Raw genomic sequence first — 16,013 nt, forward strand, 5'->3', positions numbered from 1 at the left:
TTAAAAATAAGAAAACCCCATATTCAATAAAAAATACAGGGTTTTTATAAAACAGTTTATTTTGTTTACTGTTATACTTAGTCGAAAGAAGTTCGTAAATGAAATATTACTTATCTAATTAAGAAGAATTTAGATTCCAGCCCAAACATCTTTTCCATATCGTCCTTCATCTTGCACACGTTCCAACCAATCCCTTGCTTCTTGTTCACTGACTTCATGAATTTCTTGATAGGCTTGACAAAGGGTGTCTTCTACGTCAGGAGCCATTTTACTTCCATCACCACATATATAAAGATGAGCCCCATTATCTAATAACGAAATTAAATTGATTCTATCTTGTTTTATTAAATGCTGTACATATGTTTTAGGAGATCCTTCTAAGCGAGAAAAAGCTGTGTGTAAAGAGATTAATCCATCTCTTTCATCATTTTCTAGTTCTGTACGATAGAGATAATCTTTTTCAGGATGACGACAACCAAAATATAGATGTGCTTCTCCTAAGTTCATACCTTTTTGCTTTTGAACACGACGCGCTTGCAAGAATCCACGGAATGGTGCAATTCCAGTACCTGGTCCAACCATGATAATTGGTGTTTCTGGATTTTCAGGTAATTGAAAGTTTGATTGTGGCGTTCGAATGAAACAAATAATCTCATCTTTATTATGGCGCTGAGCTAAATAATTAGAAGCAACTCCTTCATATGTCCCTTCCCCACTCCATGCAGGTGCATTCACAACACCAACCGTAATGCTCAGACGATCCTGTGCAACGAGTGGAGAGCTTGAAATAGAATAGTAACGCGGTTTGAGCGCAGGAAGAAGTTCTAAAAAGCGTTCAAATCGGATTTCACAAGCCTCATACTTTTCAAGAAGATCCAACATTGATATACGTTTCTTTAATATTTGTTCATGATAAACTCCCTCTTCCAATAATGATTCCAATTCTTTTTTATGAGGAGGGCATGCTGTGAATGTCACCATTTCTCGTATTTGTGCTCGAGTGGCTGCTTCTTGCACTTCTACACTATAACTAAGAAGGTCATATAAACGAACAGGACTGTCTAAAGGTATGTGATTTACACTGCGCCCACTTGCGCTTAATATGACTTGATCCTTTCCGTTTAATCCAAAGCGTTTTAAAATTCGGTTGACATTTTTCTCACTATTAATTGGCAGCACCCCAAGGTGGTCTCCTTCTTTATACGTAGCGCCTTCTGGCAAGGATATCTCAATATGTCGCGTGCTTCTTTCGCTGCTAGATGATTGAAGCTCACGATTTTCTAGTATAGATGCATAAACCGCTTCATATGTTCGCGCAAGAGGAGATCCTCCAAGACGACTAACAAATTGTAAACTTAATGTACTGCGTTCTTTCTCCATGTTTTTGTTAAGTTCCAACCCAAATGCCTTCATCGCATCAGACCACATACTTTGTTTCCATTGCTCGAGCTGTTCCTCGAAATCACCACTTGCATCCGCTTCCCCGCGTTTAGAAAATCTTGTTGCTCCTTTTTGAGCCATTTGCTCATCAATGTATCTTGGAATTCGTTGATAGGTACTCGCCCAATTATGATCTCCACAACCAAAAACTGCGTATTGAACACCTTTTAGCTCATCTGGTTTTAATTGCTCCAACCATTGCACAAACTGCCCTGCATTACTTGGCGGTTTTCCATTATAAGAAGAAGTTACAATAAGAACCGCTCCTTCTTTCGGTAGACTTCCAATTCGATCGTTAAGAGCTACCACTTCCGTTTGAACACCTTCTAAACTAGCTGTATCTGCTAGTTCTCTTGCAATACCTTCTGCTACCCCTGTATCCGAGCCATACAGAACAAGCAACGAAAGATTATCGGCTCCAATAATAGAAGAAGTCTTCTGAACTTGCTGCTTGGTTTCATGGTTTTTCAGTTTCTCCTCTATAGGCGCAAGAACAGTAGTATGGCTAATAGTTCGATCTCGGGGTAGAATCCTAATTTTAAAATCACCAGGCTTTAACGTTAATGTTTGTTTTACGTCCAGCTGATAGTCTTGATAATCAATGAATTCAAAATGTTGAAGAAGCATGCCCATTACAAGTGTGGCTTCATGAAGTGCAAACTGCATACCGATACATGCCCGTTGACCATTTCCAAATGGCTTATAAGCATGATGAGGAACCTTATCCAGATCTTCAAATCGTTCAGGTTGGAATTCTTCCACGTTTTCTCCCCACGCGTCTTTATCCCTATGTAACTGTGGAATAAGAACAGAAATACGATCTTCTCCTTTCTTAATTGGATATTTCCCACCAATCACTGTATCTTCTTTTGCATAGAGACTGAATGCTGGAGCAGTAGGCCATAGACGTAGCGATTCATTTAAAATCATCCGGATATACTTAAGTTTCATAACTTGTTGGTATGTTGGAGTAGGATCTGTCAAAACCCTATCTACTTCTTCATAGGCTTTTTTCAATTTATCTGGATTCTTTAATAAAAAATAGATTGCAAAAGATAATAATCCACTTGTTGTTTCATGCCCAGCTATTAAAAAAGTGATAATTTGGAAACGAATATTTTCATCATCTAATTTTTCACCAGTTTCCGGATCCTGCACATTTAACATACGGGAAAGTAAATCATTCTCTTCCTGATTTCCACTACTTTTACGTTCAGCAATAATATTATCTACTAAAGAAAACATAGATTGAATATCATGCTGAAATTGACGTTTCGTTCTCCACATGAGTTTGTCTTCTATATCCAGCCGTTGTAATTGGTGCATCGCCTCATCTAGAGCACGGCTCATGCTAGTAATAAAAGGATGAGGGGTCTCACGATAAAAGCTATTAAATCGATAGTTAAAACCACATAGACCAATTGTATCCAATGTAAGGCGAGTCATATCCTCCGGTACATCTACGCTTTCATTCGGATTAAGCCGTGCCCATTTTTGAACGAGTTGTACGGCAAGATCGACCATCATAGCATGATAATCTTTCATTGCCCGTTGGCTGAATGTAGGCATCAAAATATTATGAGCTTTTTTCCAGTTAGGCTCATGAGTCTCACTTGTAAATAATCCGTCTCCAGCAAAGGCGCGAACTTTCGCTAAAGCGCCTTCTATACTTTTATCAAATCGTGTTTCGTCACAGACTTCTGCTACCAGTTCATGTCCAGAAACGACAATGATGGTATCACTTAAAGTTTGAATTTGAAAAATGGGACCATACTCTTCCGCTATCTTGATAAAGGATAGGGTCGGTTTATCTTTATCGATTAATGGGAGATTCCCCAGTAATCCATATGTTTTCGGTTGAGGAATGGCAGATACTTTTTTATCCATTAAAAACACCCTTTCAAAAAAACATGAAATAAAGTGAAACTTTAATCAGTGGGGGTTTTCTTCATCCCCCACTGATTATTAGTTGAACCAATCGGACTTTTATGGGCAGTTGAACCCCGACCTAAATTCTTTGCTTTCTCTGCATTTTGAGGTGGGGGTCTTACTGCCCATTAAAGCGGGATAAAATATCCCATTCAATAAACAATGAATCGCCTGGGATAAAGATATGTAATTGATTACCTTATTTTATCTTTTCCCTAACTATTCACGATTATGATATTGCTTATAAGGTTCGTAATCTAAGTTGTTTGTTGCTATTACATGTATAACTTGCAGAAAAAATACTAAATGAAAATGAAGTATATTATTATAATGTTTATAAGAAATTGAGAGCTAAAGATTGTAGTATTAGGAAAACCAGTAGCTTCTCATATCAATTCAAACAAATACGATAAATAAGTATACTGTGTTGCTAATGAAAAAGGATCTGATATGAATATCAGATCCTTTTTACTATATATAATTATTTCGCTGATTCTTTTCCAGATTTAAATACCAGCGCCTTAGCAGCAGAAATTTGCATTTCTTCATAGTCTAACTAAACAGTAAAAACTTATATGAATCATGACCTAAAGTTATATTTTGCTCTACCGATTTAACCTCTCGACAGCTTCCGCACTTGTATCTACACGTTTAACGAAAAAAACTAATAGTAGTGCAACAACATTCATGCCAAGCGCTACATAGAATGAATATTGAATTCCGGATAATAAAGCCTTCTGAGTTAACATTGCCTTCGTAGCTTCGGTGAAGGTTGTTGGATCTACATCCGCCATTAGACTTTCAGCTTTTGTTTTTGTTACAGAATTCATAATCGTAACAAGAATAGCAGTACCAATCGAACCGGACACTTGTTGAGCTGTATTATTAACAGCTGTACCATGCGGATTTAAACGAGTTGGTAATTGATTAAGTCCGTTTGTCATAAGTGGCATCATCACCATAGCCATCCCAAACATCCGCAGTGTGTAAATAAGAATAATATGTGTGTGACTAGAGTCGAGTTGCAGGTTGGCCAGCATATAAGTTGAAACAGCTGTAATAGAAAGTCCTACTATACCAAGAATACGCGGGCCATATTTATCAAATAGTTTACCTGTAATTGGTGACATAATCCCCATTATTACCGCACCTGGAAGCATCATGAGCCCAGAGCTCAGCGGTGAAATACCACGGACGTTTTGTACATAAGCTGGTGTTAAAATCATCCCCGAAAACATGGCCACTGCGTTCACAATTGCAATTACAGACGCAAGTGCAAACATTGGGTACTTGTAAACACGTAAATCCAATAACGGTTCATTCATTTTTAATTGGCGGATAATGAAAGCAATTAGAGCAATAGCGCCTATGCTTAAGGTTGTTAAAACAACTTTATTCGTCCAACCATCGGAGCTTGCAGAACTGAATCCATATAACAAACCACCAAAACCGATAGAAGATAATAGTAATGAGAGATAATCAAGTTTTGCATTTTTGTTTTGTTTCATGACATTCTCCGATTTCCAAATCCCTAACAGTAAGCTAATGATTGCTAATGGTAATATCATTTCAAAAAGCAAGCGCCAGTCATAATACTCTACAATATAACCTGATAGTGTCGGTCCAATTGCGGGAGCTGTAATCATAACTAATCCAAAAATCCCCATTGCTGTTCCCCTTTTTTCTCTTGGAAAGCTTACTAGCATAATATTCATTAACAAAGGCCCCATGACTGAAGAACCTGCTGCTTGAACCATCCGGCCGGTAAGTAATAAACCAAAGTTCGGTGCTAAAGCTGCTAAGGCCGTACCAAAAATAAAAATCATCATAGATGTAATAAATAAGCTCCTATTGGAGAAGCGGGTTATTAAAAATGCTGATGCCGGAATTAATATACCACTTACAAGCATATACCCTGTAGACAGCCACTGGATCGTTGAATAATCTTTAATGTCTAAATCCTTCATTATTGATGGCAAGGCTACATTTAAAAGCGAGTTATTTAGAAATGAAACAAATGCGCCAATAAAAAGGATTACAAGCATTAAATATGGTGGTTGTCTTTTATGTAATGTTTCACTCATATATTTATTTGCCCCTTCATTATAAATTTCATTGATGCGTTTAAATCGTTTGTATATCTGCACAAGAATACATTGTCCTTGCAGTATTTTGCCAAACTCTTCGAATGGATATTCTCTTTTTAGCAATTCTACTTGCTCAACGTTACATCTGAAAATCTTTTTTATTGATCAAACGTTCATAAACGCGTTTGTTAACCGAAATTAAATTAGGTTACATTTTGAGGTGGAGTTGTCTTCTTGCCCACAAATAGTGAGATAAAGTGAAACTTTAATCAGTGGGGGTTTTCTTCATCCCCCACCGATTATCAGCCCTCACCAATCGGACTTTTATGGGCAGCCCGACCCCCACCTAAATTCTTTGCTTTCGCTGCATTTTGAGGTGGGGGTCTTACTGCCCATTAAAGCGGGATAAATCAACAAGACCATACACCCATTCCTTTAAATACAGGCTTGTAAATCTAGTTATGTAACCATCCTTAAAAAGGAATATTACATAGGCTAAGTCTAACATTACATTTTTAAAGTGAGGGGAATAAACTTATGTACCAATATTGGTATTTGAATTCAGAGGGCAACAGTGAGCAATATACGAACCAAATTGCAATGTCATCATTATATTTACAGCCCCAAATCACTAAGGCTGAGGGAATGAATGATTTGAAGATTCCTGAGAATTGGAGTTGTCGAGGCTATCCATTTGGTTGGGATTCGCCAGCCTATTATACGGGTTTCAATCCTCAAACTCCTCCCTTCTCTTTAGGTCAGCCAATCCATTATGCAGGGATGATGCCACAAGGACATCCCGCTAATTGGACGCCATTACAAGGCCATGTAGGTAATTTTCAAAAACCTCCCTTACCCTGGGCCCAACCATTCAATCATGCAGGGATGTTCGCACAAGGTCATCTCGCCGCTTTACTATCGCCACCAGCTAAAGCTTTTAATTTTAATACCAATAATAACTGGGGTATTTTAGGAAACCCTCCAGGATGGGGAGGACAGGTAAGTCCTATGGGATGGGGAAATAACGGTCAGCCAGGAATGCTTGGAAACTTACTGACAGTAGGAAAAGGCACCATGAATGGAATCGGAATGCTTAGTAGTCTAATCGGTATGGGAAAGTTCTTCTTTTAGTTCATTAGAACGGGAGGATAGATCCATAGCCAAGACTTAAAAACCATTTCCTTTTAATCTCCTCAAACATACTTCCTCCAAGTTCGTTTCCTCGTTTTCCAAATTATAAAAACATCAAGAAAAGACATTCCAATTATGGAACGTCTTCTTTTACTTTATAAAACGAGTCAACAATCTAAAATATTCTCACCAACATACTCACTCATTTAACTAAATAAAGTGAAACTTTAATCAGCCCTCACCAATCGGACTTTAATGGGCAGCCCGACCCCCACCTAACTTCTTTGCTTCGCTGCATTTTGAGGTGGGGGTCTTACTGCCTATTAAAGCGGGATAAATTGGTTAGTTGCATAAAGCTCTTCTAACTTTCCTTGCGAAGCTTAGCGGATCATCAACGTCTTCGATATTAACGTAAATTAAATTCGGCTCATCACATAACCACTCATTGTGTATAGACGAAACGATTATTCCTTGTTTAATAATTGTAGCAACAAACCCATTGACTTCTCTTTGCAATAGCGCTATCCGGCCTAAACATAATGCTCGTCCGGTTTTATTATCTCGTGATTCGAATGAGAAGGAACTTGTTACTCTAAAACGTTTTCCTAAAATAGTTGCTTGTATTTCATCCCGATTTATTGTTGCCACGCATTTTCCACCGGCGAACCCTTCTTGGCCACCGATAATTCTTGCAAACTGTTGACAAATTAATTCATCATTACATGCCATACCTTGAATCATCCCCCCTTTTACTGTTAGGTTATGAATGAATCCTTAGGTCTGAAACGGTAATGAATCTATACTATTACAAAAAAGATTATCGGGATCTAACGAAGTCTATTATATGGTAAGGCATTTTTAGAAAACATAAAAAAAACACCCTAAGGTGCCATCCTTTGACTTGAGAATCATATCTATGTATGGAGAAATTTAGAAAAGAGAAGGTTCTAACTATAATTTATAAAGCTATTATGCCATGAATTACATACATATTTCCTTATTTACTGGGAGCAGAATCCCGTTATATTACTTTCTAATCAGACGCGTTAAAGCCATCCCAAGAAATCCAGCTCCCATTCCTATTAACCATCCTGTTTGGGCATTACCTAACATAGACCCCACTCCTCCGCCAAGAAACATACAGCCAACGAATACTAATCCTCCAATTCCCCAATTCGGACGTTCCATAGTTCAATCACACCCTTTCAATAAAACATATGCGATTAACTAACCTAACTTTCTTGCATGGGATAGTTAATTATTTTGCTTATGTTTAGCACTTCAGGGAATTCAAAAGATGCTGAGATTGAGTCATTTGAATAAATTATAGAAGGAGAATTTCATTTTTCATATTATAATAACTTAAGAGTTGTAGAACAAATTCTTCTTCAACTAATGAGTTAATAACAGTATAGAGATTTCCCACACTTTATGACTCAACCCTCGTTATCAAGTTAAGAAAAGCAAATCCCACAAAAACGAAAATTATATGCATCATTGACTACTGTTAATAGGACGTTATGTCATACAATGGAGTTACTATTAGAAAACTGTGAGGATGATTACGTTGATAAAATTTGTAATTAGTTATGCTGCAAGTCTGTTTGCTTTTATTTTTGGATGGTTCTTGATTTCATATATTTCTCATCCTAGCTTTATTCACCCGAACGTTGTATTAGGATTTATTAAAACGATCGTCACTTATGGTAGTATACCGGCTCTTGTAGCTTGTCTAATTGGAGAAGTGCTATACAGGAAAATCAAGCGATGTAGAGAATTTAAATTTGGAATTCCTATATTTATAGGACAAGCAGTTATCTATACACTTATACCATTTCTTTTTCTTTTTCCATTTAATGTTTCCCATTTCTTTGATTTCGTTGTACCTGTAATTATGGGGTCCTTAGCTTTTTATTTCGTACGTCGAAAAATATAATTAACTTCTGGAGTGTGGCAAAAAGAATCCTACTTAGTAAAACCACACTGTATAACCATACAGAGCTCAAAGAACGCATCAATTCTTGCGAAATCAACAAGAAAAAGTATTTGTGGACCCTAGGTTTAAACAAAACGAGAACAATCACGATGCCTTCATTGCTTCTCTTAAAAGAAGAATTGAAAAGATAGAGGAAAAATAAGTAATTGCGTGAAAAAGAAAATGTAAAGCTTACTGATTACTTCATGAGGCTATAAAATTAGGACCGTACATAATAGACATATCTAAAATGTACGGTCCTTTTGTTTACTAGTCGTTCACTTATCTAACCTAAAGATAAGTATGTGGCCCTTTTACAATTTGAATTTCTTTTTAAACTTCTTATATTTTCTATACGAACGTCTAACAATGTTTAACATCCAATATGGTATTTTAATAGGGAAAGGAAATTTATAAATGAATGGAAAATAAAATATAAAATATGCCTTTTCTAGGTCTCTCCACTTACTATCTTCTTTTGTTTTTAAGAAATCAGATACATCGACTACATATCCTCTTCCGTTTTCCATCATCACATTTTTCCCGTGAACGTCACAAGGGGTTAATCCTTGTTCCCTTGCATACTCTAAAGCTTCATTGATATCAAGGATTACCTGCTTAGGAATTTTAATCCCCTTATGAATAGCATCGTATAAAGTAATTTCTTTTAAACGTTTCAATACTATGAAATTTTCTCCTTTATATATAAGCTTCGAATAAGAAGGATGGTCTCCGATTCTTCGGTATACTTCCGACTCTTTTTCAATTCCTTCTCCTTCTCGTGCGTAAACTTTCACTACCCAATCTTTGTACTCTTTGTGCATAAATACTGCAGCATAATTACCTATCCCTAAACACTTCCAAAGTCTAGGAATATCTTTAACTACTACAGGCTCGAATTCATCCTCACTTCTTATGCTTACCTCTTTTAATAAGTCTTCTTTTATCAATCCCACAAAACTGTTTATACTCATCATTTCCACTCCGGTTTTGCTAAAAGGGGGCCCACCCACATTTTAACGAAAATATACACTAAGTGAATTTTAGCATAAAACGAGTCATCTTTTTTCTTAAAATAAAAAGATGACTCGTTTTATTTGAACTGTTGAATACTTAATATTTATTCCACTATTCATAACTAAAAGCCTTACAACATAAAAATATTTCCAACTATTTACGTATTTTCATTTTTTCAGAGACAACCGTATAAGAGCTTTTATTAGTGCAAGTTCTCTTCGTTCATTGGCCATGCCAAATCCATGTTTGTCCATCGCATAAGCATAACCTAACTTTTCATCTGAATCAGCAAGACAGAATGAGCCTCGGTGCTGTACAAAATACAAACTTATCGTTCTGGGGGTGGTATGAACTTTTAACTTGATGGGTATGGAGTACCGCCAGTATTTCGGAAAAAACCAAGCTAAGAGTATACAAGATTTTATACAGTTTTTCGGTTAATCCAATAATAGACAAGAAACCTAAAACCACAGCAGGATAGAAATGTATAAGAAAATGCATGGATCCATAGAATAAAAAAGACGATTCCCTTGTAAAATTTGGGGTTCGTCTTTTTCTTCGCTACCGATAACAAGAATCGTGTAAATAAGCTACCCATATAGGCAGTGTATTGGATTTTTTCAAATACGTGATATTTTATTTATCTATATTTTTTCAATCTTCTTTATCGATTTCTATTGTACCTGTTCTAGCACTAACTTTTAAACTATTTAACAGATTATCAGGTGTCTTAATTTCCACTTCATATTCAAATGTAGATTGTGCTAAGTTGTCATCTTCTAATTCGAATTCTTTTTTCACATTCATAATTTCTCCCTTTGTATGCGCTAAAGAAATTTCACGAACTTGTTTCTCTGTATAGTTTTCATTCTTTTTGGCATAGTTGTAACCCATACCATAATATCCACCAACAATAGCAATACCACTTACTAAAATAGCAATTACACTTATCATTATTTTCTTTTTATGTTTTAACATTTTCATCCACTCCTTCATGATTAATCATCTATTCCAAATCTTGCTTCCAGCGCATTTTCTGCTTGCTCTAATTGATCTTCCAGTATATCGTGTTCTCTTTCTTGCGCTTTATATTGTTCAATCGTTATCGTTCCAGCGCGATAATCTGCTTCAAGCTGATTATCGGATAGATCTATCTTGTCATCCAATTGATCAATTTCTTTTTTTGCTGCAAAGTACGTATTTAAGTTTTCTTCTTTTGCTCCAACTGGTTTCGTGTTATTTGCCTTTTCAACGATAGCTGTGACTTCGTTTTTGAAATCTTGTATTTGCTTCGTATCATTCGTAGCAGGCACTGTTTTGTGTGGTTCTTGTTGTAGTTGAGAACTTTCTTTTTGCAATGTATCATTTTCCACTTTCAGTTGTTGTACTTCTGTATTTTTATCAGCTTGAGTAGAACAAGCTGTTAAGAATAAACAAGACATTGCTCCAATCAACATCCATTTTCCCATTCTGTTTTCCTCCCTTTACATGTGCACCTTATCCTTGCCTTTATATTACTGAACAAACATTAAAGGAAGATTAATGTACAAAAAAATAAAATGATATAATTAAATCGTTTTTAATCTTTCTTTAATGTTTTGGAATTATAGTGATACATATAAATAAGGAAAAAAGGAGAATGTTAATGCGAGTTCTTATTGTCGAAGATGAACAAGACTTACAAAATATATTAGTAAAACGATTAAATGCAGAACATTATAGTGTCGACGCATGTGGGAATGGAGAAGATGCCTTAGATTATATAAACATGGCTACCTACGATTTGATTGTGCTTGACATTATGATTCCCGGAATAGATGGTTTACAAGTATTACAAAGATTACGCGCAGACAATCATACAACTCCTGTCTTGCTTCTTACAGCTAAAGATACAATTGATGATCGCGTAACAGGACTTGACTTAGGTGCGGACGATTATTTAGTAAAGCCGTTTGCTTTTGACGAACTGCTAGCAAGAATTCGAGTGTTAATGCGAAGAAATACAGGAAATACATCTAATGTGTTTGAAGTCGCTGACCTAGTGGTAGATTGCAATATGCATAAAGTAACAAGGGGTGCTCAGGTTATCACTCTTTCCAGTAAAGAATTTGCTATTTTAGAATATATGATTCGTAATAAAGAAGTTGTGCTCACACGAGATAAAATTGAGCAACATGTGTGGAATTACGACTATGAAGGTGGCTCGAATATTATTGATGTTTACGTTCGCTATCTTCGCAAAAAAATTGATAGCCAGTTTGAAACGAAGTTAATTCATACAGTACGAGGAACTGGTTACGTATTGCGAGCAGAATCATGAAACGACTATCCATCAAAATGAGAGTAACCCTGTGGTATACAGGGCTAATTGTAATTATTATGGCACTCGTGTTAGCTTTTATTTTAACTTCCTCAGATCAAGTTTTGCTTTTTAATATGAAAAATCAATTGAAGAGCACAGTAAAAGAAAGCATGGAAGATATCGAATATAAGCATGGACAATTAAAGATCGACGATGATTTTCAAATGTTAGAAGATGGAGTAAATATCAGCATTTATAATAAACAAGGTGAGCTGCTGGCAGGAAATAGTCCAACAAGCTTTAATAAAACGACATCGCTTAAATCTGATGAAATACAAACCATTAAAGACAGTAATAAAGAATGGATTGTATATGATTTTCTCCATAATGCAGGCGGCGATGAGCAAGTCTGGGTTCGTGGAATAATGACTATGAACCAATTATCATCAACGATGAATACACTTATTGTAGTAACACTCATCTCATTCCCATTACTTATTCTTATTGCGGCAGTCGGAGGATATTTTATTACGCAAAGAGCATTTCGACCTGTGCAACAAATGAGTGATTCAGCCAGTAAAATTGGTGATGGTAAAGACCTTTCGAAGAGAATTCATTTACAAGGTTCACCGAAAGACGAAATGTATCATTTAGCACAAACCTTTGACAAAATGTTTGCGCGATTGGAAAGATCATTTGAAAGTGAAAAACAATTTACATCTGACGCATCTCATGAATTAAGAACACCAACATCTGTTATTATTTCGCAATGCGAATACGCTTTATCGCAGAGAAATAATCCGAAAGAAATGGAAGAATCGTTAGAAGTAATTTTAAAGCAATCACGTAAAATGTCCGCGCTACTATCCCAACTCTTATTATTAGCAAGAGCTGACCAAGGAAACCATAATACTTTTCAATTTGAATGTATCAATATGAGTGAATTAACGGAAATCGTTGTAGAAGAGCTTTCATTAATGGTTCCAGAAGCATCGATTAATATAACAACTCATATAGAGGAAGACTTGTTTATGAAAGCAGATCAAACATTGATGATGCGTTTATTAATGAATTTACTAACGAATGCGATTGCTTATAGCAAAGCGAACGGCACTGTGCATATGCAACTGTTCCGTGATGAAACCAACATAATAGGTAAAGTCTCCGATAATGGCATAGGCATCAGCGAGCAACATATTACGAAAATATGGGACCGCTTCTATCGAGTTGACGCAGCAAGAACATCTTCAAGCACCGGAAACACAGGTTTAGGATTGTCGATGGTAAAATGGATTGTCGAACTACATGGAGGAGAAATTACGGTTGAAAGTAAATTAGGAGAAGGTAGTACTTTTACCTTTAAACTACCAATTGAAAAACGAGCATAATGTATGAATGTTTGTAACTTCAGAATAAAGATTCTTCAATCCTTATATAACAGTAACCGACGCATTTTAAACAGCATCGATTTTATCATGTTGGCCAACCTGTTCTGTTAAGTTCATATGCATATAGAAAAATATCGAAATAAAACCCCAGAAATCCAAAGGTCTCTGGGGCTTCATTATACATTTAGCTCTTTTTGCTTTTTGTTTTGTCTATGTCTATGCAGCAATTTTCGACTTATGAGAGAAATCAGTAATAAAATCAGTATGAGTACGAAAATCTGCATAAATGACAAATCAAAATATTTAGCACCTGTAACGATTAAAAGTGTAGAAATTGTACCTTTTACAATGAAAAAAATAATAATCCATAATCCGCCTTTTTTCCAGTTCATTTTTATATTGCCCTTTCCTACTTTTAAATTCTTAAATGGGATATCTTATTAGAAATCTATTATATTAGTAAACTTTTTCATAAAAATCAAATAAAATTACATGCGACGATTCCATCATAAATGAAAATGATATTCAATGTCAATTTTATTGACTTTTTGAATACCTATTACTTCACCTCAATCCCTTTCTACTTTGTTTCTTATAAGCAATGAACTCTTGTCTTCAAACAAAAAACACCTCCATTAAATTTACATACTTCGTATGCGAATTCAAGAGGTGTCTTTTCATGTACCATCAAGTAAAATGTCCTGCTTTATTTGTTTCTTAATACGTAGCTATTTTCTAGTACACAATAACTGGATCATTCGTGTTCAAACTATCATATACAGTTTTTGCAACATTAGGAAGAAGGTTTACACATCCGCCTGATCCCCCTGTTACATAAGCATTATTTCCCCAGTCTTTTCGCCAGCCGGCATCATGGAATCCTTGACCACTATTTGTGAATGGAACCCAGTAATCTACTTTCACTGCATAATCAGCTTTCCCTACTGCGCTGCCTCTCAGCGTGTATGGAGTTCGTTTATATAAAACGTACCACACACCTGGTGATGTATCTTCACCCGTGCTATGTTTACCCGTTACTACATTTGTTGTAACGACTAATTTCCCATCTTTATAAATCCAAATTTGTTGATCTGCAATAGAAACTTCCGCATATGTGTCTCCGATGCCATTATTCGATGTTGTTTCATAGCCGATACCTTCCTTCTCCCAACCATTTCCGTGAATATTAGAAGCAGAAAGCGATTTTTCACCTTTCTCAAAGGCTTGTTGAACTTGTTTTGTTTCTTTTTCCACATTTAGTGCCCAGCCGTATCCTTGTCCTTTTACTGATATGACTGAACCAGAATGTGTTTTAAAAGCGAAGTCTTTATGTAATGTAGATTTTTCCTTATTAATTTCAGTAATCTTATTCTTAATATCGCTCGCATCGATTGTCACTTTCATATCCTTTGACATAGACGCATTTTGAATGAGATCTTTCGCTTTTAATGAGTACACTTCATTCTGCACTTTATAATCAACAGACTGCCCAAGAAGATTCTGTAATGCTTTTTCTTCTTTTTTAATGATTGGATCGTCTTCTTTAATAGGTTGTATGTATGCAGACTTTAAATGAATTTCGCTTTTATGCTTCTGCTTGTCGTAATCTTTTAGTAGATTCGTAACGTCATACTGCTTTCCATCAACGCTCTTCGAAATTACAACTTTTCCTTGTTCGAGCTTCGCCATAGCATCTTGAGGCGCTTTTAAATTTTCATTCATAGAAACAAGCTTTTCTTCTACAAGTTTTTTCATCGTTTCACTACGATACTGATCCGCTTCTTTCGGTAACAATGAATAATCTTTTTCCTTTGTAGAAGGGAAAAATGTCCACTGACTTTTTAATAGTTTCTTAACTTGTGGCAAGTCTTTTTCCGTTAGCTCCGTTTTTGTATCTTGTTCATCTAAAATTTGTTGTTGATCAATATAGACTTTGTTTGCTAGTCCAGATGTTTTTAATTCCTGCATTGCCTGATCAGCGCTCAAACCACCGACTTTTGTATCATTAATCGTAACATTTGAATTGAAGTGAGTTGCCTGGTAATAACTCATTCCCCCAATAAGAATTGCAACTACACCGCCACCCGCTGCGATAAGTTTCCAATTTGTAAAACGCTTTTTTGATCTTACCTTTTTTTTCTCAACTTCTTCAACTGATTCTTTTACAGTATTGTTATTCATCAATCTTTCCCCCGTATACATTAACGTCAATCGATTTTAAACCAAAACCATTGAATAGTGTACCTTATTTTTCCTGAAATTTCATTGTTTTTACCAGATTTCATCTCATTTAATCGATTAAAGTCAGATTTTTTAATAGTAAGATATATAAAGATGATAGATAAAGTGAAAAAGGGACCACACTAATTAAGCTATTACAAGCCCTCGCATTCGCCGAATTTTGAAGGGCGATACTACTTAACTTAGTAAAATAATTTTTGGATGGTTCAAGTCAGAGGAAGGCACCGTAGGATGTCTATTATTTATGAAAAATATCCACAAAAAAGGGTCTACATGTAAACTCTTTTTTGTGAATATTTTAATGTCGCATAATTTATACATTTAAATGCAAACCATGCTCCCTGCTTTCCACCATGTTTCACAACATTTACTATCGGCCTAACTAGTTTCACCTTATGATCTTTATCATCAAGAATTTCAAGTTTCTTTAAATTAAATATGTTTGTACCACGCTTTATTGATACGTTTAATCTTTACAGGTGTTGAAGTTTTAGACTCATCCT

Annotated in this window: 13 protein-coding genes; 4 read left to right on the forward strand and 9 right to left on the reverse strand. The window is 35.7% G+C overall.

The window, feature by feature from the left end; all coding sequences use genetic code 11:
- Positions 1-129: 129 nt before the first annotated feature.
- Entirely contained in the window at positions 130-3,327 is a 3,198-nt protein-coding gene (gene cypD, locus FOT98_RS00080; RefSeq protein WP_063259534.1) for a bifunctional P-450/NADPH--P450 reductase, read from the reverse strand.
- Positions 3,328-3,974: 647 nt separating this feature from the next.
- The gene (locus FOT98_RS00085; RefSeq protein WP_063260490.1) at positions 3,975-5,453 is read right to left on the reverse strand and encodes a DHA2 family efflux MFS transporter permease subunit; all 1,479 of its coding nucleotides are present in this window, start codon (positions 5,451-5,453) and stop codon (positions 3,975-3,977) included.
- Positions 5,454-5,993: 540 nt separating this feature from the next.
- Here FOT98_RS00085 and FOT98_RS00090 point away from each other — a divergent pair.
- Positions 5,994-6,587, forward strand: a complete 594-nt coding sequence (locus tag FOT98_RS00090; protein WP_063261379.1) for a hypothetical protein — start codon at positions 5,994-5,996, stop codon at positions 6,585-6,587.
- A 342-nt stretch (positions 6,588-6,929) separates the two neighbouring features.
- Here the strand turns inward: FOT98_RS00090 and FOT98_RS00095 are convergent, their stop codons facing one another.
- Together FOT98_RS00095 and FOT98_RS32175 are read right to left on the reverse strand one after the other, a co-directional pair.
- A complete protein-coding gene (locus tag FOT98_RS00095) occupies positions 6,930-7,316 on the reverse strand; it encodes a DUF1259 domain-containing protein (RefSeq protein WP_144290917.1) in 387 nt (128 codons plus the stop codon).
- 297 nt (positions 7,317-7,613) lie between these two features.
- Positions 7,614-7,775, reverse strand: a complete 162-nt coding sequence (locus FOT98_RS32175; protein WP_029442740.1) for a hypothetical protein — start codon at positions 7,773-7,775, stop codon at positions 7,614-7,616.
- Positions 7,776-8,145: 370 nt separating this feature from the next.
- On the opposite strand from FOT98_RS32175, the gene FOT98_RS00100 reads away from it, so the two are divergent.
- On the forward strand, positions 8,146-8,523 hold the full coding sequence (locus tag FOT98_RS00100; RefSeq protein ID WP_063261381.1) for a hypothetical protein: 378 nt from the start codon (positions 8,146-8,148) through the stop codon (positions 8,521-8,523).
- Between the two features lie 353 nt (positions 8,524-8,876).
- Here FOT98_RS00100 and FOT98_RS00105 read toward each other — a convergent pair whose 3' ends face one another.
- The 3 genes from FOT98_RS00105 to FOT98_RS00115 all read right to left on the reverse strand — a co-directional run bounded on the left by FOT98_RS00105 (position 8,877) and on the right by FOT98_RS00115 (position 11,048).
- A complete protein-coding gene (locus tag FOT98_RS00105; RefSeq protein ID WP_063261382.1) occupies positions 8,877-9,536 on the reverse strand; it encodes a protein kinase family protein in 660 nt (219 codons plus the stop codon).
- A 697-nt stretch (positions 9,537-10,233) separates the two neighbouring features.
- Positions 10,234-10,557, reverse strand: a complete 324-nt coding sequence (locus FOT98_RS00110) for a PepSY domain-containing protein (RefSeq protein ID WP_063261383.1) — start codon at positions 10,555-10,557, stop codon at positions 10,234-10,236.
- A gap of 20 nt (positions 10,558-10,577) precedes the next feature.
- A complete protein-coding gene (locus FOT98_RS00115; protein WP_063261384.1) occupies positions 10,578-11,048 on the reverse strand; it encodes a hypothetical protein in 471 nt (156 codons plus the stop codon).
- Between the two features lie 176 nt (positions 11,049-11,224).
- Here FOT98_RS00115 and FOT98_RS00120 point away from each other — a divergent pair, with 176 nt between their 5' ends.
- Complete coding sequence (locus FOT98_RS00120) at positions 11,225-11,899, forward strand: response regulator transcription factor (protein WP_063261385.1); 675 nt, start codon at positions 11,225-11,227, stop codon at positions 11,897-11,899.
- The gene (locus FOT98_RS00125) at positions 11,896-13,269 is read left to right on the forward strand and encodes a sensor histidine kinase (RefSeq protein ID WP_063261386.1); all 1,374 of its coding nucleotides are present in this window, start codon (positions 11,896-11,898) and stop codon (positions 13,267-13,269) included. The genes FOT98_RS00120 and FOT98_RS00125 overlap by 4 nt, the downstream gene beginning before the upstream one ends.
- A 176-nt stretch (positions 13,270-13,445) precedes the next feature.
- On the opposite strand, the gene FOT98_RS00130 is transcribed toward FOT98_RS00125, so the two are convergent.
- Both FOT98_RS00130 and FOT98_RS00135 read right to left on the reverse strand, forming a co-directional pair.
- Entirely contained in the window at positions 13,446-13,661 is a 216-nt protein-coding gene (locus FOT98_RS00130) for a hypothetical protein (RefSeq protein ID WP_063261387.1), read from the reverse strand.
- 343 nt (positions 13,662-14,004) lie between these two features.
- Positions 14,005-15,450, reverse strand: coding sequence for a L,D-transpeptidase family protein (locus tag FOT98_RS00135; protein ID WP_063261388.1), 1,446 nt, complete (start codon positions 15,448-15,450; stop codon positions 14,005-14,007).
- Positions 15,451-16,013 lie beyond the last annotated feature (563 nt).

It is taken from the genome of Bacillus sp. HY001 (assembly GCF_007558965.1).
Lineage (GTDB): Bacteria > Bacillota > Bacilli > Bacillales > Bacillaceae_G > Bacillus_A > Bacillus_A mobilis.